Origin of the sequence: Nitrospira sp. (genome assembly GCA_029194675.1) — a bacterium.
Classification (GTDB): domain Bacteria; phylum Nitrospirota; class Nitrospiria; order Nitrospirales; family Nitrospiraceae; genus Nitrospira_D.
Window position 1 is genome coordinate 314,460 of record JARFXP010000002.1, and the last position, 20,490, is coordinate 334,949.

Below are 20,490 nucleotides of genomic sequence, written 5' to 3' on the forward strand. Positions count from 1 at the left end.
TTCGCGCGGTTCATCCGTCATATATACGTCTGGGGTCAGTGTACCAACCTGAACAGTATGGGACTCTGTCAGGTGGCGAGAAACAATCTTGCGTATGAGATCGAAAAACCTCGTGGCAGTGGTCGCAATTTGTGCCTTGCTTGCCGCCATAGGTGCCAAACTCGGAGGTTGGTCGACGAGTGAGTCTTCGACGGGAGTACCGGCATCAGAACCGAACGTTATGGTGGAAGTCGCACCCGTCATCGTCGGTTCAGTTACAGAATCGATCCAGGCCGTGGGGACGCTGGAAGCAATCGCCTCGATCACGGTGAGACCAGAGATCGCCGGTGTGATTCGCCGGATCCATTTTCAGGACGGACAGGTTATCGAACGCGCGGCTCCGCTGTTGGAATTGGAGCCGGAAGAGCTCCAATCACAGGTCAATCAGGCGACGGCGCAGGAAAAAATGGCACTGCTGACGTACGAGCGACTGAAGCGGCTGAACGATCAGCAAGATGTCATTGTGCCGACCCAACAGATCGATGAAGCGAGAATGGCCTGGCACGCGGCGGCGGCGAACAGCCTTCTTTACACGACGCGCCTGAAGAAAACCGTCATCCGCGCGCCGTTCGGTGGAACGCTGGGACTTCGTCGCGTCTCGGTCGGGGATTACGTGCAGCCCGGACAAAATATCGTTAATTTGGAGGATTTGAGTACCCTGCATGTGGATTTCAAGGTGGCGGAAGTATGGTTGAGTCGCATCCATGTCGGCCAAAAACTGATTGTGATGACCGATGCGTTCCCGCACACGACGTTTGACGGACAGGTGACGGCAATCGATCCGAGAGTCGATGCGACCAACCGGACGGTCGCGGTTCGCGCCGCGATTCCGAATCCGGCCGGCACACTGCGTCCCGGTCTCTTTGTCACCGTGCGGTTGCACCTGGGCGAGAATACCCATGCGCTCCTAATCCCGGAAGAGGCCGGGTTGCTTCGGCAAGACAAGGCGATGGTGTTTCGGCTGGAGGAACGAACCGCCCGACTTACTGAAGTCACCCTAGGTCTGCGTGAGCGGGGGCTGGTCCAGGTTCGATCCGGATTGAAGGAGGGCGACCATGTGGTCCGAACCGGCACCCACAAATTGCACGACGGCGAACGTGTTTCGATCAAATCATCCGAGTAGAAAGGGATAATCTTTCCCCCTATGAACGTCAGCTGCCGCTCCCATCGAGTGTGGACGTGAGTTTGTCCGAGACCTGTCTCCATCGGCCGGTGTTCGCCGTCGTCATGACGCTCCTGCTGATGTTATTCGGCCTCCTGAGTTTTTTCCGGTTGCCGGTTCGTGAGTACCCCGACATCAAGCCACCGATTGTCTCGGTCCAAACGGTGTATCCGGGGGCCGGCGCATCCGTCATCGAGTCGGATGTGACGACACCGCTCGAGGACTCGCTCAGCGGCATTCAGGGGCTCAGGACGATCACGTCGTCCAGCCGCGAAGAAGTGTCATTGATCACGCTCGAATTTGAATTGGGGCGTGACCTGGATGGAGCGACCAACGATGTCCGCGATCGGGTTTCTCAGATTCGTCCATTGCTGCCGCTGGGCATTCTTGAGCCCTATGTCGAGAAGGCCGCGGCGGAGAACACCGAAATTCTATGGATTGCCGTATCCAGCGACCGTCATTCCGAATTGGAACTCACCGACGTCGCCGATCGATTTATCAGGGCACGGCTGGCCATGATCCCCGGAGTATCCGAAACCTACCTCGACGGCGAACGTCGCTATGCCATGCGGATTTGGTTGGATCCAGACCGACTCGCTGCTCGCCGCCTGACCGTTGAGGACGTGGAAGACGCTATCCGAAATCAGAACGCCTCGATCCCGACCGGTCGGATCGAGAGCAATCACATGGAATTCGGCGTCTCGCTGAAGGGCACCTTAGAGACGTCGAAGCAATTCGAATCGCTCATCGTGGCCTACCGCGACGGCTATCCGGTGCGCCTGGAGGATATTGCTCGCGTCGAACTCGGCGCGGAGGATATCCGAAAGCTTGGACGTTTCGACGGCAAGCCGTCCTTGGGCATTTCCGTGTCCCGGCAGTCCAGAGCCAATACGCTGGCAGTGGCACGCACGGTGAAGGAGCAACTTCCTGCTATTGCGGCGGGACTGCCCGGCGGCATGCAGATGACGCTCGCGTGGGACAGTTCGACGCCGATCGAACAGTCGCTGCACGAAGTGTATGTAGCCTTGGGGCTTTCGTTGGCCCTCGTCGTGCTGGTGATCTTCTGTTTCTTGGGGAGCGTACGCGCGACGCTCGTGCCCGCTGTCGCCATCCCGGCATCGATCATCGGGGCCTTCACGGTCATGGCGGTGACCGGGTGCTCGCTGAACGTGCTGACCTTGCTCGGGCTCGTACTCGCCATGGGGCTTGTGGTGGATGACGCGATCATCGTGCTGGAGAACATTCATCGCCGGATCGTCGCCGGTGTGCCGCCCATACGGGCGGCGATCGAGGGCACGAACGAAATCGCCTTTGCCGTCATCGCAACGACCATCTCGCTGGTGGCGGTCTTCGTCCCGATCGCCTTTCTAACCGGAATCGTGGGTCAACTGTTCGCCGAATTGGCCATCGCCGTCACGTCCGCCGTGCTGCTGTCGGGCTTCGTTGCGCTGACATTGACACCGATCATGTGCGGCTGGTTGCTACGCCAAGAAATTAGCTTCACCCGGTTTCGATCAGCCGCCCGAACCGCAGAAGGCGTGGCCCGACGCTATCGCCATGGGCTCGTATGGGCGCTTCATGCTAGGACGGCGGTTGTCGTCGTGGCGATCGGAGCTAGCCTGGTCGGCCTCTCCATCCTGACGCGGCTCCCGTCCGAATTGGCTCCCCTCGAAGACGCTGGGTGGTTCTCCGGCTTCCTCACCGCGCCTCAGGGCGCCACCCTTCGCTATACCGATACCTACGCCAAAGAATTGGAATCGTTGTTCAAGACGGTCCCTGAGATTACACACATTTATACAGTGGTGGCGCGAGGAGAGCGTCCGACGAGGGTTAACCGCGCCGAGAGTTGGGTCACGTTGAAGGATTGGAACGATCGCGCCAGGAGTCAGCAGGAAATTGTGGCAGGCTTGAATCAACAACTCGGCAAGTTGACCGGTGTGAAGGCCTATTTGTTGAATCCTCCCTCTATTGGAGACTGGTCAGATAAGACGCCCGTACAGTTTGTCCTCGGAGGATTGGACTATCAGGGGTTGCAGCAGGCCGCTGAAAGGTTGATGGCACGACTGGCCGACCATCCCGGCTTCGTCACGCCGGAAATAGATTTAGCGTTGAATACGCCGCATCTTGTCGTCGAAACACATCGCGACAAGGTTGCGGATCTCGGCCTGTCCGTCACCACCATTGGGCGAACGCTGGAGACGTTGCTCAGCGGAAGGCCGGTCGGCACGTTCGTACAGAACGGGCGTCAGTATAAGGTGATTGTGAAAGTGGACGATCGACATCGAGAAAAACCCTCGGATATCAGTCGGCTCTATGTGCGTGGGAATAAAGGTGAATTCGTGCAACTCAACAATGTCGTGACAGTCAAGGAAGTGCCGGCCCCGGAAGCATTGAACCATTTCGATCGCATGCGCGCCATCACCGTCAGCGCGGGGCTGACGGACGGGTTCACGCTGGGGCAGGCCTTGACCTATTTGGACGAGACCGCAAAAGACCTGATCGAGCCTGGCATGCGGACGGCCTATGCGGGAGAAACCAAGACGTTCGCCGAAAGCAATCGAAACCTCTATCTGACGTTCGGGCTGGCCTTGGCAGTGATCTTCTTGGTGCTTGCAGCCCAGTTCGAGAGTTTCCGGCATCCCTGGACGATCCTACTCACGGTGCCTCCGGCTCTGTCGGGATCATTGTTGTCTTTGGCCGTGATCAATGGAACTCTCACCATCTATAGCCAAATCGGTTTGGTGATTTTGATCGGGCTCGTGACAAAGAACGCCATTCTGATTGTGGAGTTCGCCAATCAGCTTCGCGAACGGGGGTTCGACGTGTCCCAGGCGGTGACTGAAGCGGCGACGTTGCGCCTTCGTCCAATTCTCATGACGACCTGCGCGACGATCCTCGGGGCCCTGCCGCTTGCGCTGGCCACCGGGGCGGGAGCAGCCGGCCGCCGTCAGATCGGTGTCGTGCTCATCGGAGGGCTGCTGGTTTCAACGCTCGTGACGCTCGTATTGGTTCCAGCCGGCTATGCCATTCTGTCGAAACGCATGAGGATTTCCGATGATCATGGAGCGAAGCAGCCATATGGCCTTCATGGCACACAGCTCATGATGGACTCGCGGTCCGCTGATCACAACTGACGGTCTGCTGAAGACGATCAGCGATCAGAATCGAGCAGGTCACAGCTGGCTCACAGCTGTATGTGAGGAACAAGTAGGGTTGTCTCGTCATAATAACTGGATGATCTCTATCTGGAGATAGCGGTCTATCCATCCTCGTTCTGTTAATAGCATGGCAGCTCTTGTCGGAGACTCTGTCTATGGAAGGAATGTTATGGATTGCAGACAGTCGGCTCACGACAGAGTCGTAGCTATGATGCTCATCGGTTTGTGGTGCCTCTCGTCACCGGCTGAGGGCTGGAGCTTGGATGCGACACAACCGATCTCCATGGAACGGCGAGAGGCTATCTCGATGGCGGACGCAGCGATTCGCGCGCTGCAGAACAACCTCGACATCACTATCAGCCGCTATGCCAAAGAGGGTCGGTTAGCCGACATCGTCGTCGAACAAGCCAAGTTCGATCCGACCCTGAGCGTGGACGGTCGATTAGCTCGGACCGTGGATCCGCTCAATCAACCCCTGTTCGGCGGAACGGGACCGAATCTTAATCAGATCACGATTTTCGACCAGCGACATTATTCCTTTGCCATCGACGCGACCAAGAACTTGATGACCGGGGGCATGCTCGACGTGAGGTACAACCCCGCAAGGAACAATTACAATCAGGCAGTCTCCCAAGGCTTTCTCTTCAATCCGGAGTGGACCGGCGGGCTGACCTTCACCCTGACCCAGCCGTTGCTCAAGAACGCGGGGATCGCCCTCAATAAAACCTTCATCAAGGTGGCTCAAAACAATGCGGAAGTCGAACAGCATGTCTTTCGAGACCGGGTCATGACCGTCATCGCCACGGTCGAACAAACCTACTGGGAACTGGTATTTACGATTGAGAACTTGATGGTGGCACAAGCCGCCTTGAAGGCAGCCGAAGAACTCTTGGCGAGCAACCGTGCCAAGGCCAAAGCCGGCGTGATGTCCACCGTCGATGTGCTCCAAGCCGAGGCTGCCGTTGCATCCAGGGTCGAGCAGGTCTTGGTGGCCGAGAAAGCCATTCGCGACCAGGAAGATCAACTGCGACGTCTGTTGAATCCTGGTGAAGCGGCCCTGAGGAAGGATATGCATCTCACACCCCTCGATGCTCCCGTCACGGTTCTTGAACCCATCAGCCTGGAGGCAGCGATCGATACCGCGATTGAGTTGCGTCCTGAAATCGTCCAGGCGAAAAAGCATGTCGAGTCCGGCGAACTGAATACACAATATGCCCGCAACCAATTACTTCCCACCCTATCGTTTCAAGGGACCATGGGGCTCACCGGGATAGGAAGCGATTTTAACAGTTCTTTCAACAGAAACTTCAGCGGCGATTTCTACAATTATGGGGCGGGCCTGCTGTTCAGCTATCCGATCGGGAACCGCTCTGCCATCAGCACCTACAACAAGCGCCGACTCGAGGCCAGAAGTGCAGAAGCGGCACTCGCCAGCGTCCGCCACGAGATTATTGTCGGCGTCCGTGAAGCGGTGCGCCGGGTCCAGACAGACTTTAAACGTATCGAGACCACGCAGTCGGCGCGCATTTTGGCGGAAAAACAGTTGAAGACGGAGCAGGAACGGTTGAAGGTGGGACTCAGCACGACTCGTTTTGTGCTCGATTTTCAGCGCGACCTTGCAACTGCGCAGGGAAACGAGTTACGGGCCATTATTGATTACAACAAGTCGCTCTCAAACCTTTCACGTCATAAAGCCACGACGTTGGACCGTTATCATCTCGAACTGTCGTAGATCTTGTCTGGTCCACGACCGCTCACCCCCTAGGCAATGCTGGACCTGTCGGTTTTGTCGGCAATTCCCCGTGCCATCGGCCTTGTCTCGGCATGGTTGTGAGAGGGCCTATGGACATGCGCTCATTGATCGCATCTGCTGCTCCACCAAGGTCGACTGCTGTCCGCATCGTGACGGTTTCATGGGGCGTAGTCGTGCCGCCGCCAGACGAGCCTGTTGAGATGTCTCAGGAGGGAAAGCGTTTCAGCCAAGCTTTGAGCCGTCGTGTGCGAATCGATCGCACCAGTCCCCTGGCCTGCCCTCGTTGACGCTGGAACCGTTGACACTTTGGACACCAGAGCAGGGGACTCTGGTGACCTGTAGGTCGGTTGCAGCGCATGCAGGTCGTCACACCTGTTTCGGAAGTGGAGCATGAGACGTGAGACTCTGCTTGTTGCATGGGTACACAGTTTCTCATCTCAGTACCAGACGGTCGACTATTGATAGTCCTCATTCAACGACTTGAGGAATGCCACCAGGGAGGCGATGTCGTCGGGCTTCATCGCGATACCTCGAAGTTGGATATCTCCGTTACGGAGTGTTCCAGCACGAGATTGATCCGAAACCTCGATGTAAAAATCGATGATGTTATCCAAGGTGTCAAATTGCCCATTGTGCATGTAGGGTGCCGAATGTCCGAGGTCACGGAGGCCGGGTGTCTTGAATCGCGCGATGGCACGGTCAAGTAAGATCGAATCGGATAAGGGGCATGGGACCTGGTCATCGCACAAGATGGCTCGGATTTTTGCTTGCGGGTTCGGCATATCGAGGTTGGCGAAGACGTTCCACAGGCCCAGATCGGTCAAGGTAGGGTCGGCAAGCAGGGGGATGGCTCGGAAGCGTCCTGAGGCGTTGGGATGGTTTTCTGTGGCAGGGAGGAAGGCATCGTAGTTTCCGTCGCGAACGGCAAGGCTTGGGATCACGAGAGCGCCGAATGCAGCGGCACCGTGAATGGCGTCGTACGCTTTTTGCGTCGTGCCGGTATTATGCAACTTGAAATCGGTAAAGTTGGGTGCGGCATGGCAGGCAATGCAATTGCCGATCTTGCCTGCGGTGAGCTCGGCGGGCGACGCGGGCAGCGCAGTCGGCTCCGCCAGGAACATCCTCAATCCGGCCAGCTCGGTTGCGCCGAACGCGAACGCCTGAGAGTGGAACTGAAACTGTCCATTCGATCGGTTGGGGTTGGAGGTCACAAATTGCGGAGAGAAGCTTGGCGCATTGATCAGCGTCCGAAGCCGTCGGCTATAGGAGAGCGGAGGCTCATTCGGATTTGGCTGCTGAGGTAAGCCGTTGATCGCCAGGAACACATCAAACGGCGAGCGAATCGGTATCCCATTGTCGTCGGTCTTAGAAAACCGGAGACCGTTCACGTACGCCGTGACGACTTTCACGACTGCGTCAAAGATCTCTTGGTCGGTGCCAGAACCGATAAGGGCGCGAAATTGAGGCGGCAGGCGCAGTTCGTCAGGAATATTCGGGCTGGTGCCGGTAAATAACTCTCTGTAAGCCAAGCCGGTGTCGGTCAGATCAAAGGAACCATCGTCTTCCCGAACCACTTTTGCGATATGTGAAATCGCCTGAGCCTTTTCGCCGGGAAGCCAGCCAAAGTTTCGACCGGTAAAGGTCCCAACGACCAGGTCCTCCATGGAATTGAACTCGGCGTCGAAGTGGAACAAGACGCCGCCGGGCCGATTCAGGGTGGAATTGACCAGCGGAGGAGAATTTCTTGGTGTGCTGGTATTGCCGTCGGCTCTTGTTGGAACAGGACTTCGGCGCGCGAAGTCGGCATAGGACCGCATGCCGCCGCCTGGAGATGAGAGGGCATCATCCACCAAGTGACAGGTCCGGCAGTTCATCGACATGCCTTTGAATGGCCCCGGGTTGATCGGGGCTCCCAAGGTTTCGAGGGTAGCGACAACCACATCGCCGGAGTTGGGATCGTTGACCTTGCCGCCGTTGTCCATGAACACCTTGAACGACTGGGTAAATCTGGTGTCAAGGAACAGCCGTTCGCCGACCGCCTCTTCGGCGCCTGGCGTACCTGTCGAAACGGGAGATGGGGCCGGAGGCGAGCTCTCACCGCCCGAACAGGCAACCAGGCCGATGAGGAGAAGGACGGAGCCTAGAAGGGCTAGGTACGTCGGTGTTTGAGGAGGCACATAGGCATGGCTCATGGCGCATCATTCCTTCCATTAATCGAACCTCCGGGGGAGGCGAGGGTCCTCGGGAGGTGAGGGCCCTCGCCTGCAAAGTGGGAGAGGTGGGTTCCCACTTCACGGGCTGGCGTAGGCGGGGCACCGGCTGTGTCACCGAGGAGGTGTTTCTTCTAAATAGGTGGTTTCTGTTTCTCCCATCGGTTGGACCAAGAGATCGACGACAAGGGGATCGAATTGGGTTCCGGAGGCCACCCGCAGGATTCGGAGCGCGATACGATCACGCAAAGATCGGTCGTGGACATGGGGAACCTGAATAGCCTCGAATGCGTCGGCGACGGCGAGAATCCTCGCGCCCAGTGGGATGAAGTGTCCCCTCAGGCCGTAGGGATAGCCTGACCCATCCCATCGCTCATGGTGATGGGCGATCAGGATCGTCGCGTGACGAAGGAATGAAAAGGGCTCGAGCAAGGTCGCTCCGAGTCGCGGATGATTCTGAATGGCCACGTACGAGTCCGGATCTCTGGCCTCTCGTCCGGTTTGGAGGTGAGGCGGAAGCATCAGGAGACCGATGTCGTGAAGCAAGGCGGCCAGTTTCAATTGATGTAACAGCTCGTCGCCGAGGTTCGCAGCATGCCCCATACGAACCGCAACAGCTGCCGTCTCTTGGCCATGCCCTGCTTGCCACGGCAGAAGCCGATCCAGTTCCTGCGTCACTTGCCGAACCAGAATACTCTCCAGATCACATCGCGATGTCGCTGGAATATGAAGGCGGTCGATCTTCTGCAGCATGCCTTGAATCTTCAGCACGGCTGGTTCAACCTGATCTGCCATGTGAACTTGCATCGCATCACCTCCGTACAAACGAAGAGCCCAAGACACTGATGTGACCCTGGGCTCTGGGTGAATAACCGCTGGCCGCTGGAAAAGTTCTGTAGACGATCTGAGTCCTATGATTCTTGCGGTCCTTTCCCTCCCATCAGCGGCTGTCCAAGCACCCACATCTCATACAGTGGGACAATCAGCATCACTAGAAAACTGAGGGTCATCAGCGTATCACCGGTCAACATCGAGATGACGAAAATAGGGGAGACATAGTTGATCAACCATGGCGACAGAAGGTCGAGAATCACACCGCCGAAGCCGGCCCAGGTAAGGACCGCTTTCAGTCTATGGCTCGCACTCGTCAGATACATCACGTGGATCAAAATCATGAACACGACCGGCATCGTAAAAAGATGGAAGTGAGTAATTTCCGCCAGTTCTCGAAACGACATCGGCTCCCCGAACGTCGTATCAGACCCTCGATAGTGATCGGCGATCCCTTGAGGTGACAAGCCCGTCATGCTATGCGCCCAAAAGAAAGAGAAGGCAAAGCCGGCCAACATCAGGAGCAAGAACAAGGTATAGAGCAACCGAATATGTCGATCAGTATCACGGAGCCTGAATTTCTGGTTAAAGTTCCGCATGCAGGGACGCGCGGTCCGCTCGAAGTTAGTTCCCGAATATGGACGAGAAGAATCCTCTATTTTTTTTCGCCATTGTGTCGCTGCCGATTCCGGCCGGTTTCAAGTAAAACTCGTCGATCAATACCAATACTCGTTTGACCCCGGCGCTCATCGAGCGAACGGACATCGTGGCGCCGGTGATGTTGGTGATGTCGCTTTTGATCCGGATCGGATCGAGAACGGTCTTGCCTTCGTACTGGGCGTTAAACCGCTTTTTCCCAACATCGCTCCCGCGCGATTCGCGGAACACAAGGAGCTCAACGTCCGATACGGAACCCTCATTATCGACGCCGACCAGGTAGGTCATCGGCTTGTGCTTACCGATCGTGTGTTGGACAACCGCATAGCCGTCAACCTGGCTGCCGGACTCTCCGATATAGACCTCGAACGATTCTTCCGGGAATTTCCAGCCGATCCGTTCCTGAATGTGGGCTTTCTTTTCCTGGCTGAGCGTGATCACCTCCTTGCGAACTCGTTCGGATTTCGGGAGCATGATCCTGACCCCCTCTTCCTCGCTCATGAACTCTTCGGCGGCGGTCATTTCCTGCTGCGTCAGAAAACGCTTGAGGTCGTTATCCCAAATTCGCTCAGCTCTCGCATGGGTGAGTGGCATCATGAGGATGGTGATGAACACAGCAGACAGACGCGTTATCATGATGAGGCCTCACAACCTTTCTCCTTGAGTCGAAGATGGAGTTTCTCGGTAACCGCTTTCGTCACTTCCTCGGATGGTTCGACAGCCCACCATTTCATGGCCTGCTGGGACGCACCGCCCCTAGCATGCCAACGCTGACGCGTTTCCAACACGTTGACAGAAGTGACGTCGTCCATTTTCTTGACGGCCACCGTCAAGCGGGCCCGCTCGATGTTGCCGAACCCCTCGCGCCGGAACACCCCATACGGCCGCCTCTCACCCTCCATTTCAATCCACGCGGTTTCGATGGTCCCATCGGTCTTGTTGAGCGCGGTGATTGAGTAGCCTTTCGTCGATTCCACCGCTGCCTCCCAGACGGTGTCATAGGAGCAGACGAAGTAAGAATCTCGTCCGCCGCTGAAGCCGGCACAGGCGGTCAACGCCAGCAGTGGCACAATGAGCATAAGGCCCATAGGTCGTGTTCCGTACATCAAATTATCTTTTGCGGAGAGACCTCCTCTAGGAGAAACCTCCCCGTCAACTCCCTAGAAATAGGTGGCAGCCGAAATCACGAAGGCACTATCGTGAATCCGTTGTTCCGTATTGGGATTAAATGCCATAGGCTGATATTGATAGCTCATCTTGAAGACTGTGTCCTGGATGGGTCGATAGTTCAAACCGAAGGAAAATTGCTGCAGATTACCCCAGCCTCCTGTGCCATTGAAGTTATCCAGATCCGTGTTCACCCTGTCGTACCGGAATACAGCTGTGAAGGTGGAACCCTCACCAAACCGCTTCGGGGCAAGTTTCGTCAAGAACGCCGGCATGAAGTGATAGTTGCCCTGGATATAGAAGCCACTTCCGCGCTGCGGCGGGATTCCAGGGCCGCTATTGCCGGGTATCCCCGTCAGGAGTGAGCCTGGGGCAAATCCAATCGTGTTGCCGTTAATCGCTCGCGAGTTTCCCCTTGCATAGGACCAGGCGGCTTCGCCGATCAGTTCAAATGGTCCCCGCTGAAGCGTCCAGTCGAACGCGAAAATGCTGAGAGGGTTGTAACTTGAGTTGGGTGCTCCGTTGCCATAATATCCAGACCCCGCCACTTCGACTCCAAGCATAGGACTGAAGGCCACACGTCCGACAACGGCCTTACCGTTGTTGATATCCAGTCCATCGTCCGACGGGCACTTCCGCTGCCGTGCCCCTCGTGTGCCATCTTGCTCGTTGATTCTAGGAGTTCCGTTGCTGTCGTATGAGCATGGTCCCGTCGTGAAATAGAACTCGTAGTCCATTTTGCCGGTTCTTCCTGGATAAAAGGTTCCGTAGAATCCGGCTCCGGTTTCAGACATGGTGCTAGGAATAACCAGCCGACTGACCAAGGGACGATCGGTGAGGTCGTTGAGCGGGGAATCATGAAGCAGGTTAAACTTGCCGACCGGAAGCAGCAAAATTCCGGCGCGAAGGTTGATAGGTTCCGCGATGAGATAATCGATCGTGGCAAATTCTATCCCGACTTCTATTCCTTGCGTGGAATCCTCACGAATGCCGTGCTCAAACTCAATTTCAGACGCGAACTTCACGTACTCTGTGATGTCCGCATAGATAAACGGGACGAACCTCTGCTGATCGAAAGTGTTCGTTGTGCCACCATAACCGTTCTCGATGCTTGCTTGTCGTTGGCTGCGGAATTGGATATCCGCGTAGCCGCCAAGAATCGCCTTTGGCGACGACACGAAGGGCTTGGCATACACCAAGCGGCCAGATCCGGTTGATCCAAAGGAAAGAGGCGCTTGCTGCTTCGTTCGACGCTCCTTCGCGACCTCCTCCAGAGAGCCGATCCCTGGCTGGGTATCTTCTACCGGAGGACCTTCCTTCTGTTCGCCAAGTCCCTCGTGGCGGTCGCGTTCTTGCAGGCGTTTTTCCACTGCTTCATCGACCATCTTCTTGATCTCCTCAGGGGTCATCTCTGCAGCCCACGCCGGCAGGACTGCTAGGCTGGCGATGACGAGAGCCCCGAGGATTGACCGCATCTTCATCGGTATCCTCCCTTATGAGTAAGGTTGTGGTCTGACTCGGGACTCGATGGTCTCTGGCCTTTAAGCGAACAAAAGAGATGTACTCATGTAATTGAGGTGCGGTCGCTTCGCCTCCCTTCGCACAATGGATCATCATGTTCCGGTCCCCCAGCCTTCAATCGAGGAAAAGGGAATCACGACGATGCGCTTGCACCGTTTGCACTTCAGCTCCAGCCCTTGCTCGCACACCTTGGCGATTAATTGTCCGCACTCACAGCGCGTTTCCTGCCCCTTGGCCCGATGGCGTTCGGGCACGTGCGTCATAATCATTGTGACGGTTGATCCGCTTTGGAATTGAGAACAGTTATTAATATCGGCGGCGAATCTATCCTACTCTGTGCTCGGTGTCAAGGGGAGAGCAATCGGCCACATCACGCCGAATGAGCGGAGGGCGCTGCTCTGCGGATAGCGTATAATGACCGCATGTCGGCGGGATGGAATTCATTTCTCACGGGACTAGCAACGACGACCTTACTCCTCCAGGGCTGTGCGTCGTATCTACCGGCCATTCCCGATCCCGAGCTTGTTCACGGGACGGTGGTGGTTGGCCGAGCCGCAGTGGTGATTACAGGAGAACGCGCTCGTTTGTACATGCCTGAAATCCGTTTCTTCGAGATTCAGAACCGCCGGACGCACGAACGGTTTATCGTTGAGATGAACTCGAAAAACGAGCGATTTGTCCTGCCGCTTCACCCGGGGGAGTACGAGTTAGATCGTGTTCAGATCAGTGAAGGGCCGTTTCTGTCTATGGCTCAGTTGACCGTGACCTTCCTCGTGAGGAATGACCCCATCACCTACGTCGGGTTTTGGCGGTTTGGGGCGGATTCCCCCAGATATGGGCGCATGCTCAGCCTGTCAATGGAAGATGAAGAGGACGATCGCGCCTGTGCAACCGAATTCTTGATGAGGACCTACCCATCGTTGGACAAACAAACCGTCGTGAGTGTCCTGCCAAATCCTCCCATTCTTCAAGCACGTCTGTTCGAAGTAATGCCGTACCCGCGCTATCCCACCTATTTTCGCCGGCAGTGGTGGTAAGGACATTCTGCCGCTATGAGGTTGCCTGGCGGGGATGATCTCAGGAAGGCGATGGTCAGCCTGGTACTAACCGGTTTGGTCGGCTGTGTGGAGGTGTCACCCGTTCCCGAGTCTGTCGTTGTCAAGCGGACCCAGATGCACATGGGGACGCTGGTTTCCATCACGGCAGTGGCGTCCGATGACAAGGTGGCGCATAGGGCGATTCAGGCGGGGTTCGATGAAATCAAACGTCTCGAACGGTTGTTGAGTACCTGGATTTCCTCAAGTGAGCTATCCCACGTCAATGCTGAAGCTGGTCGTCATCCTGTCGAAGTCAGCCGAGAGACCTTAGACATCGTGGCGCGATCCATCGAGATAGCTCGTCTGACGCAAGGGGGGTTCAATATCGCTCTCGGTCCTGCCGTCGACTTGTGGAGCGTTACCGAGCGACAGTACATTCCGAGCGATGCTGAGTTGGATCAGCTGAAGGCTCTGGTCGATTGGACGAGCATTGAGCTCAATCGGGATGGCCGGACTATCTTTCTTCCTCACGAGGGAATGCGGATCGATGTGGGCGGAATCGGAAAGGGCTATGCCGCAGATCGTGCGGTCGACGAAATGAAACGGGCCGGCGCACAGGGAGGAGTTGTCGCCTTGTCTGGCGATATCAAAACGTTCGGCGCGCTCCCGGACGCAGGAGGATTCCCGGTAGGTATCAAGCATCCGCGTGAAGAAGGGGCGCTGATTGCCGTCATCGACCTGAAGGACGAGGCCATTTCAACGGCCGGAGATTACGAACGGTTCTTTGAACGGAACGGCGTCCGCTACCATCACATCCTGGACCCCCAAACCTTGCGACCTGCTCGTGGTTGTCAAAGTGTCACGGTCATCGCCAAGGATGGCACGATGGCTGATGGTTTGGACACAGGGATCTTTGTGTTGGGACCTGAGCGCGGGATGGCCTTGGTGGAACGCTTGCCGCATGTTGAGGCGATCATCATCGACAACGAAGGAAAGATGACCGTTTCATCCGGGCTCCGTGATCGGCTGCGTGTACCATAACAGGGTTTTCAACGTCCACCGGTAGCGTGTGAACACAAAGAAGAGGTATGCCGCAATGATGGCGACTCTACGATTCTCGCGATACGTGTTGATGATCGGATTTGGGGTGATGTCCGCTTGTGGCCTGATCGGGACAGAATATCTCCAAACCAAGGTGGACTAAGTTATTTAGAATGCGGTGGTGCGCCGGTATGGTGAGCCACACAAGGTGGACAAGTTGCCGGAGGAACGAGCAGTCTGGGTCTATTTCGATCGAGGCAGCAGAACAGCAGCTTATGGCGGTTATGCTTCTCCGGAGCCATGCAAAGCGTATCTCCTAACGTTTGATCAGGCTGGCGTACTGCGTGATCGACAGCAACAGGACTATACATCTCGGAAAACGACTACCGAGCCTCCTTCAAACCATAACTGATTGAAAACCTCACCGACATGTGGGGCGTTCCAGTGGACACCACCTATCCAGCGTCATCGGGCTGGTACGACGGTCCCGCAGTAGCATCGAACGTTCATCACAGCCGAACGACCTCCAAGCTGACCTGCTGAAAGCCTAAGCCACGAATCTCATCGACCAACGCGACGAACTTTTCGAGCAATGTGACCTTGTCCGCTCGCACGACCACGGCCGATTCGCGAGCCCTGATGCCCAAGACCGATGGGAGACCCCCGGAGGGAACCGGAGCATCATTTAAGAACAAGTTTCCATCCGCAGTCAATGAAATCACGATGGGAACGTCCTTGTGGTCGCTTACCTCTTTGGCCTTGGCCAAGTTGACGGGAATCTGCCCCGTGCTGATGAAGGTGGCCGTGGTCAGCACGATGACGAGGAGGACCAACATGACATCCACGAGCGGGATGACGTTGATTTGATCAATGTTCCGTTCCATGTTGCACTCCATACTCAGTCAGAAGTTCGGTGACGCGACGACGAAGCACATTGTTCATCACGACGCAGGGAATGGCGACTAATAGACCGATGGCAGTCGCCTTCAAGGCCAGGCTCAAGCCGATCATGATGGTGTTGACCGCCATCGTTCCCGACGTTCCCATTGTATGGAACGTCAACATGATCCCAAGGACAGTTCCGAGCAGGCCGATATATGGGGCATTGGCGGCCACGGTACCGATAATCACCAGTCGCTTGGTCAGCGTGATTTCCAGCAGCCGGGCATTTGAAAACTGTGAGAAATTGACCCGCCGGTAGTAGAGCCAGCGTTCGACGGCGACCGCGACAGACCAGAGGCTCAAGACCAGCAAGAGCCCGACGACCCCATAATCAATGGTATTTTTCAGCGCATCCATCATAACTCCTTACGACATGAAAATGTGGTGCTATCCGGTAGGCTGGGAACCAGCGTATCTGTCTATCCATGCCAGACCGAGGGGGAAGCTGTCAATCCGCACACTCGTTCGTTCCCACCCGGTTTCTAGGAGCGAGGAGGCTGTTCGGCAGGAAAAAGTACGGTGTGCGTGGCAGAGACGCGGAGTTCCACTGCGGTTCCTTCCTGGTAGACGCTGGTCGAGCTCTCGCTGCTGTGGACCATTTGTCCTGAGGGCAGGCGGATCGTATAGAGGTTCTCCGAACCCCGGAACAGGCGAGCCGCAATCCTCGGCTTCGCCGATTTGTTGGGCACCAGCTGGATGTCGTCAGGGCGAATCATCACGACGACTTCGCTTTCCTCAGGGCGATTGAGGGTATTGGGGAACTCTCCCAGTTCAGTATGGACCAGGCCCTGTCGGACCTGTCCGGTGATAAAGTCGGCTTGGCCCACAAAATCGGCCACGAACCTGGTAGCCGGAAGATGGTAAATGAGCTCCGGCGAATCCAGCTGTTCGAGCATTCCCTGATTCAGTACGGCGATGCGGTCGGCCATGGCAAAGGCTTCGTCGTGATCGTGCGTCACTAGAATCGTCGTGGTTTTCATTCGATGCAACAGGGCATGGAGCTCTTGCCGCATGCGGCCGGCCATATCGGGATCCAGGTTGCTGAACGGCTCATCCAGGAGGAGCAAGACGGGATGCTGCACGAGTGCGCGTGAAAGGGCCACTCGTTGCTGTTGCCCTCCCGATAACTCATGCGGGTAACGTCGGTCGAATCCTTCGAGGCCGGTCAGCCGCAGCATTTCTTGGACACGACATCTCCGTTCCGCCCGCGACAGGTGGCGGAGCCCGAAGGCGATGTTATCGGCGACGCGCAGGTGAGGAAAAAGCGCATACTCCTGAAAGACCATGCCCACACGGCGTTCCTCCGTCGGAATCGTCTCCGAGGAGGAGGAGACCAATCGGCCCGATAAAAATATTTGTCCGGCCCGCACCGGTTCGAAACCCGCGATCGCCCGCAAGATGGTCGTCTTGCCGCAGCCTGACGGTCCCAGCAGACAGAGAATTTCACCTTCCCGGGCGGAAAATGAAATATCGCGGATCGCAGGCCTGCTTGGATCATAGGCACAGGACACAGAACGAAGCTCCAAGATGGAAGAGGCCGGCTGGTAGAGATTCACTTGGCCGTCGAGCTGCTCGGCATCCACCTGTGTGCTGTGCGATGGTGTGTTCATGGTAGTTTTATGCTGCCCGCCAATCACGGGAGAGCAATAAGACCAGCGCCGGCAAGCCTACGAGCACAATCAATAAGGCGGATGGAGCCGCCAGCTGATAGTACTCTTCGCTTGCTTCCAGCCAAACACGAATTGCCAAGGTGTCGAATCCCACCGGTCGCAGCAGCAACGTTGCCGGGAGTTCCTTCATCGTCTGCAAAAAGATCAAGACCCACGCCACGATGACCCCGTTGCGGATGAGGGGTAATGTCACGCGACGCCAGGTCTCTCGAACGGTAAGACCCAGGGTGCGGGCGACTTCCTCCAGATTAGGCGTGATTTGTTGAATCGACGGTTCGAGCGACTGGAGACCGGCTGGGAGAAAATGTAGAACATAGGCGATGATCAATACGATCACCGTACCATACAAGAACGGCAGGACTTTTAGAAAGAGGACCAACACCGCGAGCGCAGCGACTGGTCCGGGTAGGACGTACCCGGCGTAAGCAGCCTGCAAACAGCCGACATTGAGCCAGGTCGGTTTGCGGCTGGCCAGGTAGGCGAGGGGCAGTCCGACGAATACTCCTCCCGTGGCGGCCAGGGTGGAAAGTAAGGCGCTGTTCCACACAAACCCGAAAAAGCGGGCGTCGAGGATCGTCTGAGCCTCCGGGGACAGGCTCCATATCACCAGTAGACAGGCCGGGATTCCGAAGGCCAAGCCGATGACGGTGGCCAAGCATGCCGTCAAAGCGGCAGCGTGCAACCATCCGCACCGGATTCGTTGCGGTGTCCGAAAGCGTCCGGAGGTCTGGTAAAACCGGCTCTTTCGACGAAACCATCGTTCGGTCAATAAGAACAGAAGCGCCAGGAAGACCAATAAGATGCTCAGGATGCTCGCGGCCTGATTGTCGGACCGGCCGGTCATTTGCTGAAACACGGCGTAGGTCAGTGTTTGGTAGCGGAGTAGAGAGACGGCACCGAAGTCTGAGACGACATACAGGAGGACAAGGGCGAGACCGGCGACGATGGAGGGGCGTAGTAATGGGAGGGTGACGAACAGCATTCTGTGAAGTGGTGAAGCGCCACAGGTACGGGCCACTTCTTCAAAGGACACATTAAAGCTCAGGAGCGCACTACGTGTGAGCAGGTAGACGAAAGGAAACGTGTCGAGTGCCATCACGACAGTGACGCCCCAAAAACTTTGAGGTGAGATGATTCTGGCTTGAGAACCTGCGATCGTCTGCCAGAGCTGTTCTACTGGACCGCCGAATCCCAAGAGATAGTTGTACACATAGGCCAAGACATACGTCGGCATGGCCAACGGAAGCACCAGGGCGAGTTCCCAGATACGGCGACCGGTGAATTCGAATCGCGTGACCATCCAGGCGGTTGATACGCCGAGCACGAATGTGAGCAAGGCCACGGCACCGGCCAGGGAAACCGTATTCAACAGCAGTTCAGGGACACGGGTGGCCCAGAGACGATGCCAAATCGCAACATCGGCCGACAAGGCGAGGGCAGTGACATAGCCCAATGGCAGGAGGACCAGTGTGGCGCCGGCGAGGGCCGCGAGTTGCAGGGGAGAGACAGATGATCGGTGTATGGCAATCACTGGGAGCTCGCGGAGTTACCGCATCCCTACCTGTTCGATGAGCAGCAGGGTAGGTTCTCGGAGTTCTGCGAGTTTCGCCAACGGGACGAGGGCCGCTCGGAAGCTTGTCCGTTCGGTAAGCGCGGGATCAGCCTTGACCTCAGGATGGAGTGGGTATTCCTTGTCGAGGTCGGCGAACAGCTTCTGGCCGGCCTGCGCAACGAGAAATTCCACGAGCAATTTGGCGTTTTCCAAGCGTGGAGTGTGTTTCAGGATGCCGATGCCGGCTACGTTCATAATGGCGCCCATGCCTCCTTCTTGTTGGTCGGGCATCAATACCGCCAACGGAGCAGTGGGTTGTGTCGCGAGATGTCGGTACACGTAGTAGTGATTCACGATGCCCAACGCGACCTGACCCTTGGCGACGGCGTCGACGATCTGCGAGCTCTTCTGATAAACCTGGGTGCCGGCATTATCCCGAAGGCCTTCAAGAAACTTCCTGGTTTGATCGTCACCGACGCTCGCGCGGATAACCGACACACCCGCTTGCAAATATTCGCTGCCGGCATTGGGGATGGCGATCTTGCCTTTCCATTGTGGCTCGGCCAAATCCAGCAGCGATTTGACCTGGTTGGGCTTGACCATCGTCGTGTTGTACACAACGATCCAAAACCGTCCTGACAAACCGATCCAACTGTTGTCCGCTGCGCGAAATTGAGGAGGAATGGCCCGTTCGACCTCCCGCATATTCAACGGGCGAAGGAGTCCCGCAGCGCGGGCCATTTCCAGACTGCCGGCATCATTGGTAATAAAGACATCGGCGGGGCTGCGCTTCCCTTCTGCCTTCATTCGATTCACCAACTCCGTGGTGCCGGAGGAGAGCAACTCTATTTGAATACCGGTCTTCGCGGTAAACGCATCGAGTACCGGCTTGATCAGCCGTTCGGCTCGACCGGAATAGACGGTCAACTTGTCGGCAGCCGATCCGACAGGCGGCATGATCAGCCAAAAGAGCGTGAGAATGCCGGCAACTGAAACACCGAGGAGCTTGAGTTGAGAGGCAATAGCCGTGGCGCGAGGTGAACGTCGGCAAAATAAGTGCATGACCAACCCTTCTGTCTAGGTGGAGGGGAGTTGAACCCGGCAAGCCGCCTTAAAAAAAACGAATACCAGAAACAGCAACAGGGGTCAATGACGGCAGCGAGAGCAGAGTCCGTACAGCTCGAGGCGGTGAGTTTGGATGGTAAAACCGTTCCGCGATGCCACTTCTTCCTGAAGACGCTCAATGTCGCAGTTCTCGAATTCCACTATTTTCCCACAGCCTGTGCAAATAAGATGATCATGATGGCCCTTATGCGACACATTGTCGTACTGGGTTTGCGTACCGAAGTGCCTGGCCTGGGCCAGACCCGCGTCGCAGAAGAGATTGAGCGTGCGGTAAATGGTCGCGAGGCCCAGGTGTGGATCTTTGCGCGCCAGCTGGTGGTACATCGCTTCGGCCGTGATGTGTTCCTGCTTCAGAAAGGCATCGAGGATCAATTCACGCTGCCGCGTAAATTTGAGCTGGTGCTTTCCAAGATGCTCCTTCAGGACCCCCATTTCTTTGACATGTTTCGACATCATGATCAGACCGAGCCTCCTAGATGGAGAATTAAAGACGAAACTGAGCAGCCGGTCAAGAGTGTCTTCGTCGAATGGATAGCCATCTCTAATTCCCTTTGACGGCTGCTTCTCCGGCTGTCTATAGTGGAGCCCCACGGCTTGATAACCGTGGTTCCCTGGTGATTCTGCG

Annotated in this window: 18 protein-coding genes; 5 read left to right on the plus strand and 13 right to left on the minus strand. The window is 56.5% G+C overall.

Features of this window, described 5'->3' with window-relative positions:
- Window positions 1-94: 94 nt before the first annotated feature.
- The 3 genes from P0120_10340 (at window position 95) to P0120_10350 (ending at window position 6,091) form a co-directional block, all read left to right on the plus strand.
- Window positions 95-1,162, plus strand: a complete 1,068-nt coding sequence (locus P0120_10340) for an efflux RND transporter periplasmic adaptor subunit (GenBank protein ID MDF0674716.1) — start codon at window positions 95-97, stop codon at window positions 1,160-1,162.
- A gap of 56 nt (window positions 1,163-1,218) precedes the next feature.
- On the plus strand, window positions 1,219-4,335 hold the full coding sequence (locus tag P0120_10345; protein MDF0674717.1) for an efflux RND transporter permease subunit: 3,117 nt from the start codon (window positions 1,219-1,221) through the stop codon (window positions 4,333-4,335).
- 232 nt (window positions 4,336-4,567) lie between these two features.
- On the plus strand, window positions 4,568-6,091 hold the full coding sequence (locus P0120_10350) for a TolC family protein (protein ID MDF0674718.1): 1,524 nt from the start codon (window positions 4,568-4,570) through the stop codon (window positions 6,089-6,091).
- Window positions 6,092-6,567: 476 nt separating this feature from the next.
- Here the strand turns inward: P0120_10350 and P0120_10355 are convergent, their stop codons facing one another.
- From P0120_10355 to P0120_10385, 7 genes are all read right to left on the minus strand, one after another.
- Window positions 6,568-8,304 carry a cytochrome c peroxidase gene (locus tag P0120_10355; GenBank protein MDF0674719.1) on the minus strand — a complete coding sequence of 579 codons (1,737 nt, stop codon included), beginning with the start codon at window positions 8,302-8,304 and terminating at the stop codon, window positions 6,568-6,570.
- A 132-nt stretch (window positions 8,305-8,436) separates the two neighbouring features.
- Window positions 8,437-9,129 carry an HD domain-containing protein gene (locus P0120_10360; protein ID MDF0674720.1) on the minus strand — a complete coding sequence of 231 codons (693 nt, stop codon included), beginning with the start codon at window positions 9,127-9,129 and terminating at the stop codon, window positions 8,437-8,439.
- A 104-nt stretch (window positions 9,130-9,233) separates the two neighbouring features.
- Complete coding sequence (locus tag P0120_10365) at window positions 9,234-9,752, minus strand: hypothetical protein (protein MDF0674721.1); 519 nt, start codon at window positions 9,750-9,752, stop codon at window positions 9,234-9,236.
- A 25-nt stretch (window positions 9,753-9,777) separates the two neighbouring features.
- Window positions 9,778-10,446: an FMN-binding protein gene (locus P0120_10370; protein MDF0674722.1), complete on the minus strand. Its 669-nt coding sequence runs from the start codon at window positions 10,444-10,446 to the stop codon at window positions 9,778-9,780.
- Window positions 10,443-10,898, minus strand: a complete 456-nt coding sequence (locus tag P0120_10375) for a hypothetical protein (protein MDF0674723.1) — start codon at window positions 10,896-10,898, stop codon at window positions 10,443-10,445. Before P0120_10375 ends, P0120_10370 begins: the two co-directional genes overlap by 4 nt.
- A gap of 72 nt (window positions 10,899-10,970) precedes the next feature.
- Window positions 10,971-12,458 carry a TonB-dependent receptor gene (locus P0120_10380; GenBank protein ID MDF0674724.1) on the minus strand — a complete coding sequence of 496 codons (1,488 nt, stop codon included), beginning with the start codon at window positions 12,456-12,458 and terminating at the stop codon, window positions 10,971-10,973.
- A 132-nt stretch (window positions 12,459-12,590) separates the two neighbouring features.
- Complete coding sequence (locus tag P0120_10385; GenBank protein ID MDF0674725.1) at window positions 12,591-12,767, minus strand: hypothetical protein; 177 nt, start codon at window positions 12,765-12,767, stop codon at window positions 12,591-12,593.
- 153 nt (window positions 12,768-12,920) lie between these two features.
- Between P0120_10385 and P0120_10390 the strand changes: the two genes are divergently transcribed.
- Both P0120_10390 and P0120_10395 read left to right on the plus strand, forming a co-directional pair.
- A complete protein-coding gene (locus P0120_10390) occupies window positions 12,921-13,535 on the plus strand; it encodes a hypothetical protein (GenBank protein ID MDF0674726.1) in 615 nt (204 codons plus the stop codon).
- A gap of 15 nt (window positions 13,536-13,550) precedes the next feature.
- A complete protein-coding gene (locus P0120_10395; GenBank protein ID MDF0674727.1) occupies window positions 13,551-14,576 on the plus strand; it encodes an FAD:protein FMN transferase in 1,026 nt (341 codons plus the stop codon).
- A gap of 509 nt (window positions 14,577-15,085) precedes the next feature.
- Here the strand turns inward: P0120_10395 and P0120_10400 are convergent.
- The 6 genes from P0120_10400 to P0120_10425 form a co-directional block, all read right to left on the minus strand.
- Entirely contained in the window at window positions 15,086-15,460 is a 375-nt protein-coding gene (locus P0120_10400; protein MDF0674728.1) for a biopolymer transporter ExbD, read from the minus strand.
- Window positions 15,444-15,878: a TonB-system energizer ExbB gene (gene exbB / locus P0120_10405; protein MDF0674729.1), complete on the minus strand. Its 435-nt coding sequence runs from the start codon at window positions 15,876-15,878 to the stop codon at window positions 15,444-15,446. Before exbB ends, P0120_10400 begins: the two co-directional genes overlap by 17 nt.
- A 122-nt stretch (window positions 15,879-16,000) precedes the next feature.
- Window positions 16,001-17,128 (minus strand): ABC transporter ATP-binding protein, encoded by a 1,128-nt coding sequence (locus P0120_10410; protein MDF0674730.1) that lies wholly within the window; start codon window positions 17,126-17,128, stop codon window positions 16,001-16,003.
- Between the two features lie 7 nt (window positions 17,129-17,135).
- Window positions 17,136-18,719: an iron ABC transporter permease gene (locus tag P0120_10415; protein MDF0674731.1), complete on the minus strand. Its 1,584-nt coding sequence runs from the start codon at window positions 18,717-18,719 to the stop codon at window positions 17,136-17,138.
- A 15-nt stretch (window positions 18,720-18,734) separates the two neighbouring features.
- Window positions 18,735-19,802 carry an extracellular solute-binding protein gene (locus P0120_10420; GenBank protein MDF0674732.1) on the minus strand — a complete coding sequence of 356 codons (1,068 nt, stop codon included), beginning with the start codon at window positions 19,800-19,802 and terminating at the stop codon, window positions 18,735-18,737.
- A gap of 84 nt (window positions 19,803-19,886) precedes the next feature.
- Window positions 19,887-20,297, minus strand: coding sequence for a Fur family transcriptional regulator (locus P0120_10425; GenBank protein ID MDF0674733.1), 411 nt, complete (start codon window positions 20,295-20,297; stop codon window positions 19,887-19,889).
- Between the last annotated feature and the right edge of the window lie 193 nt (window positions 20,298-20,490).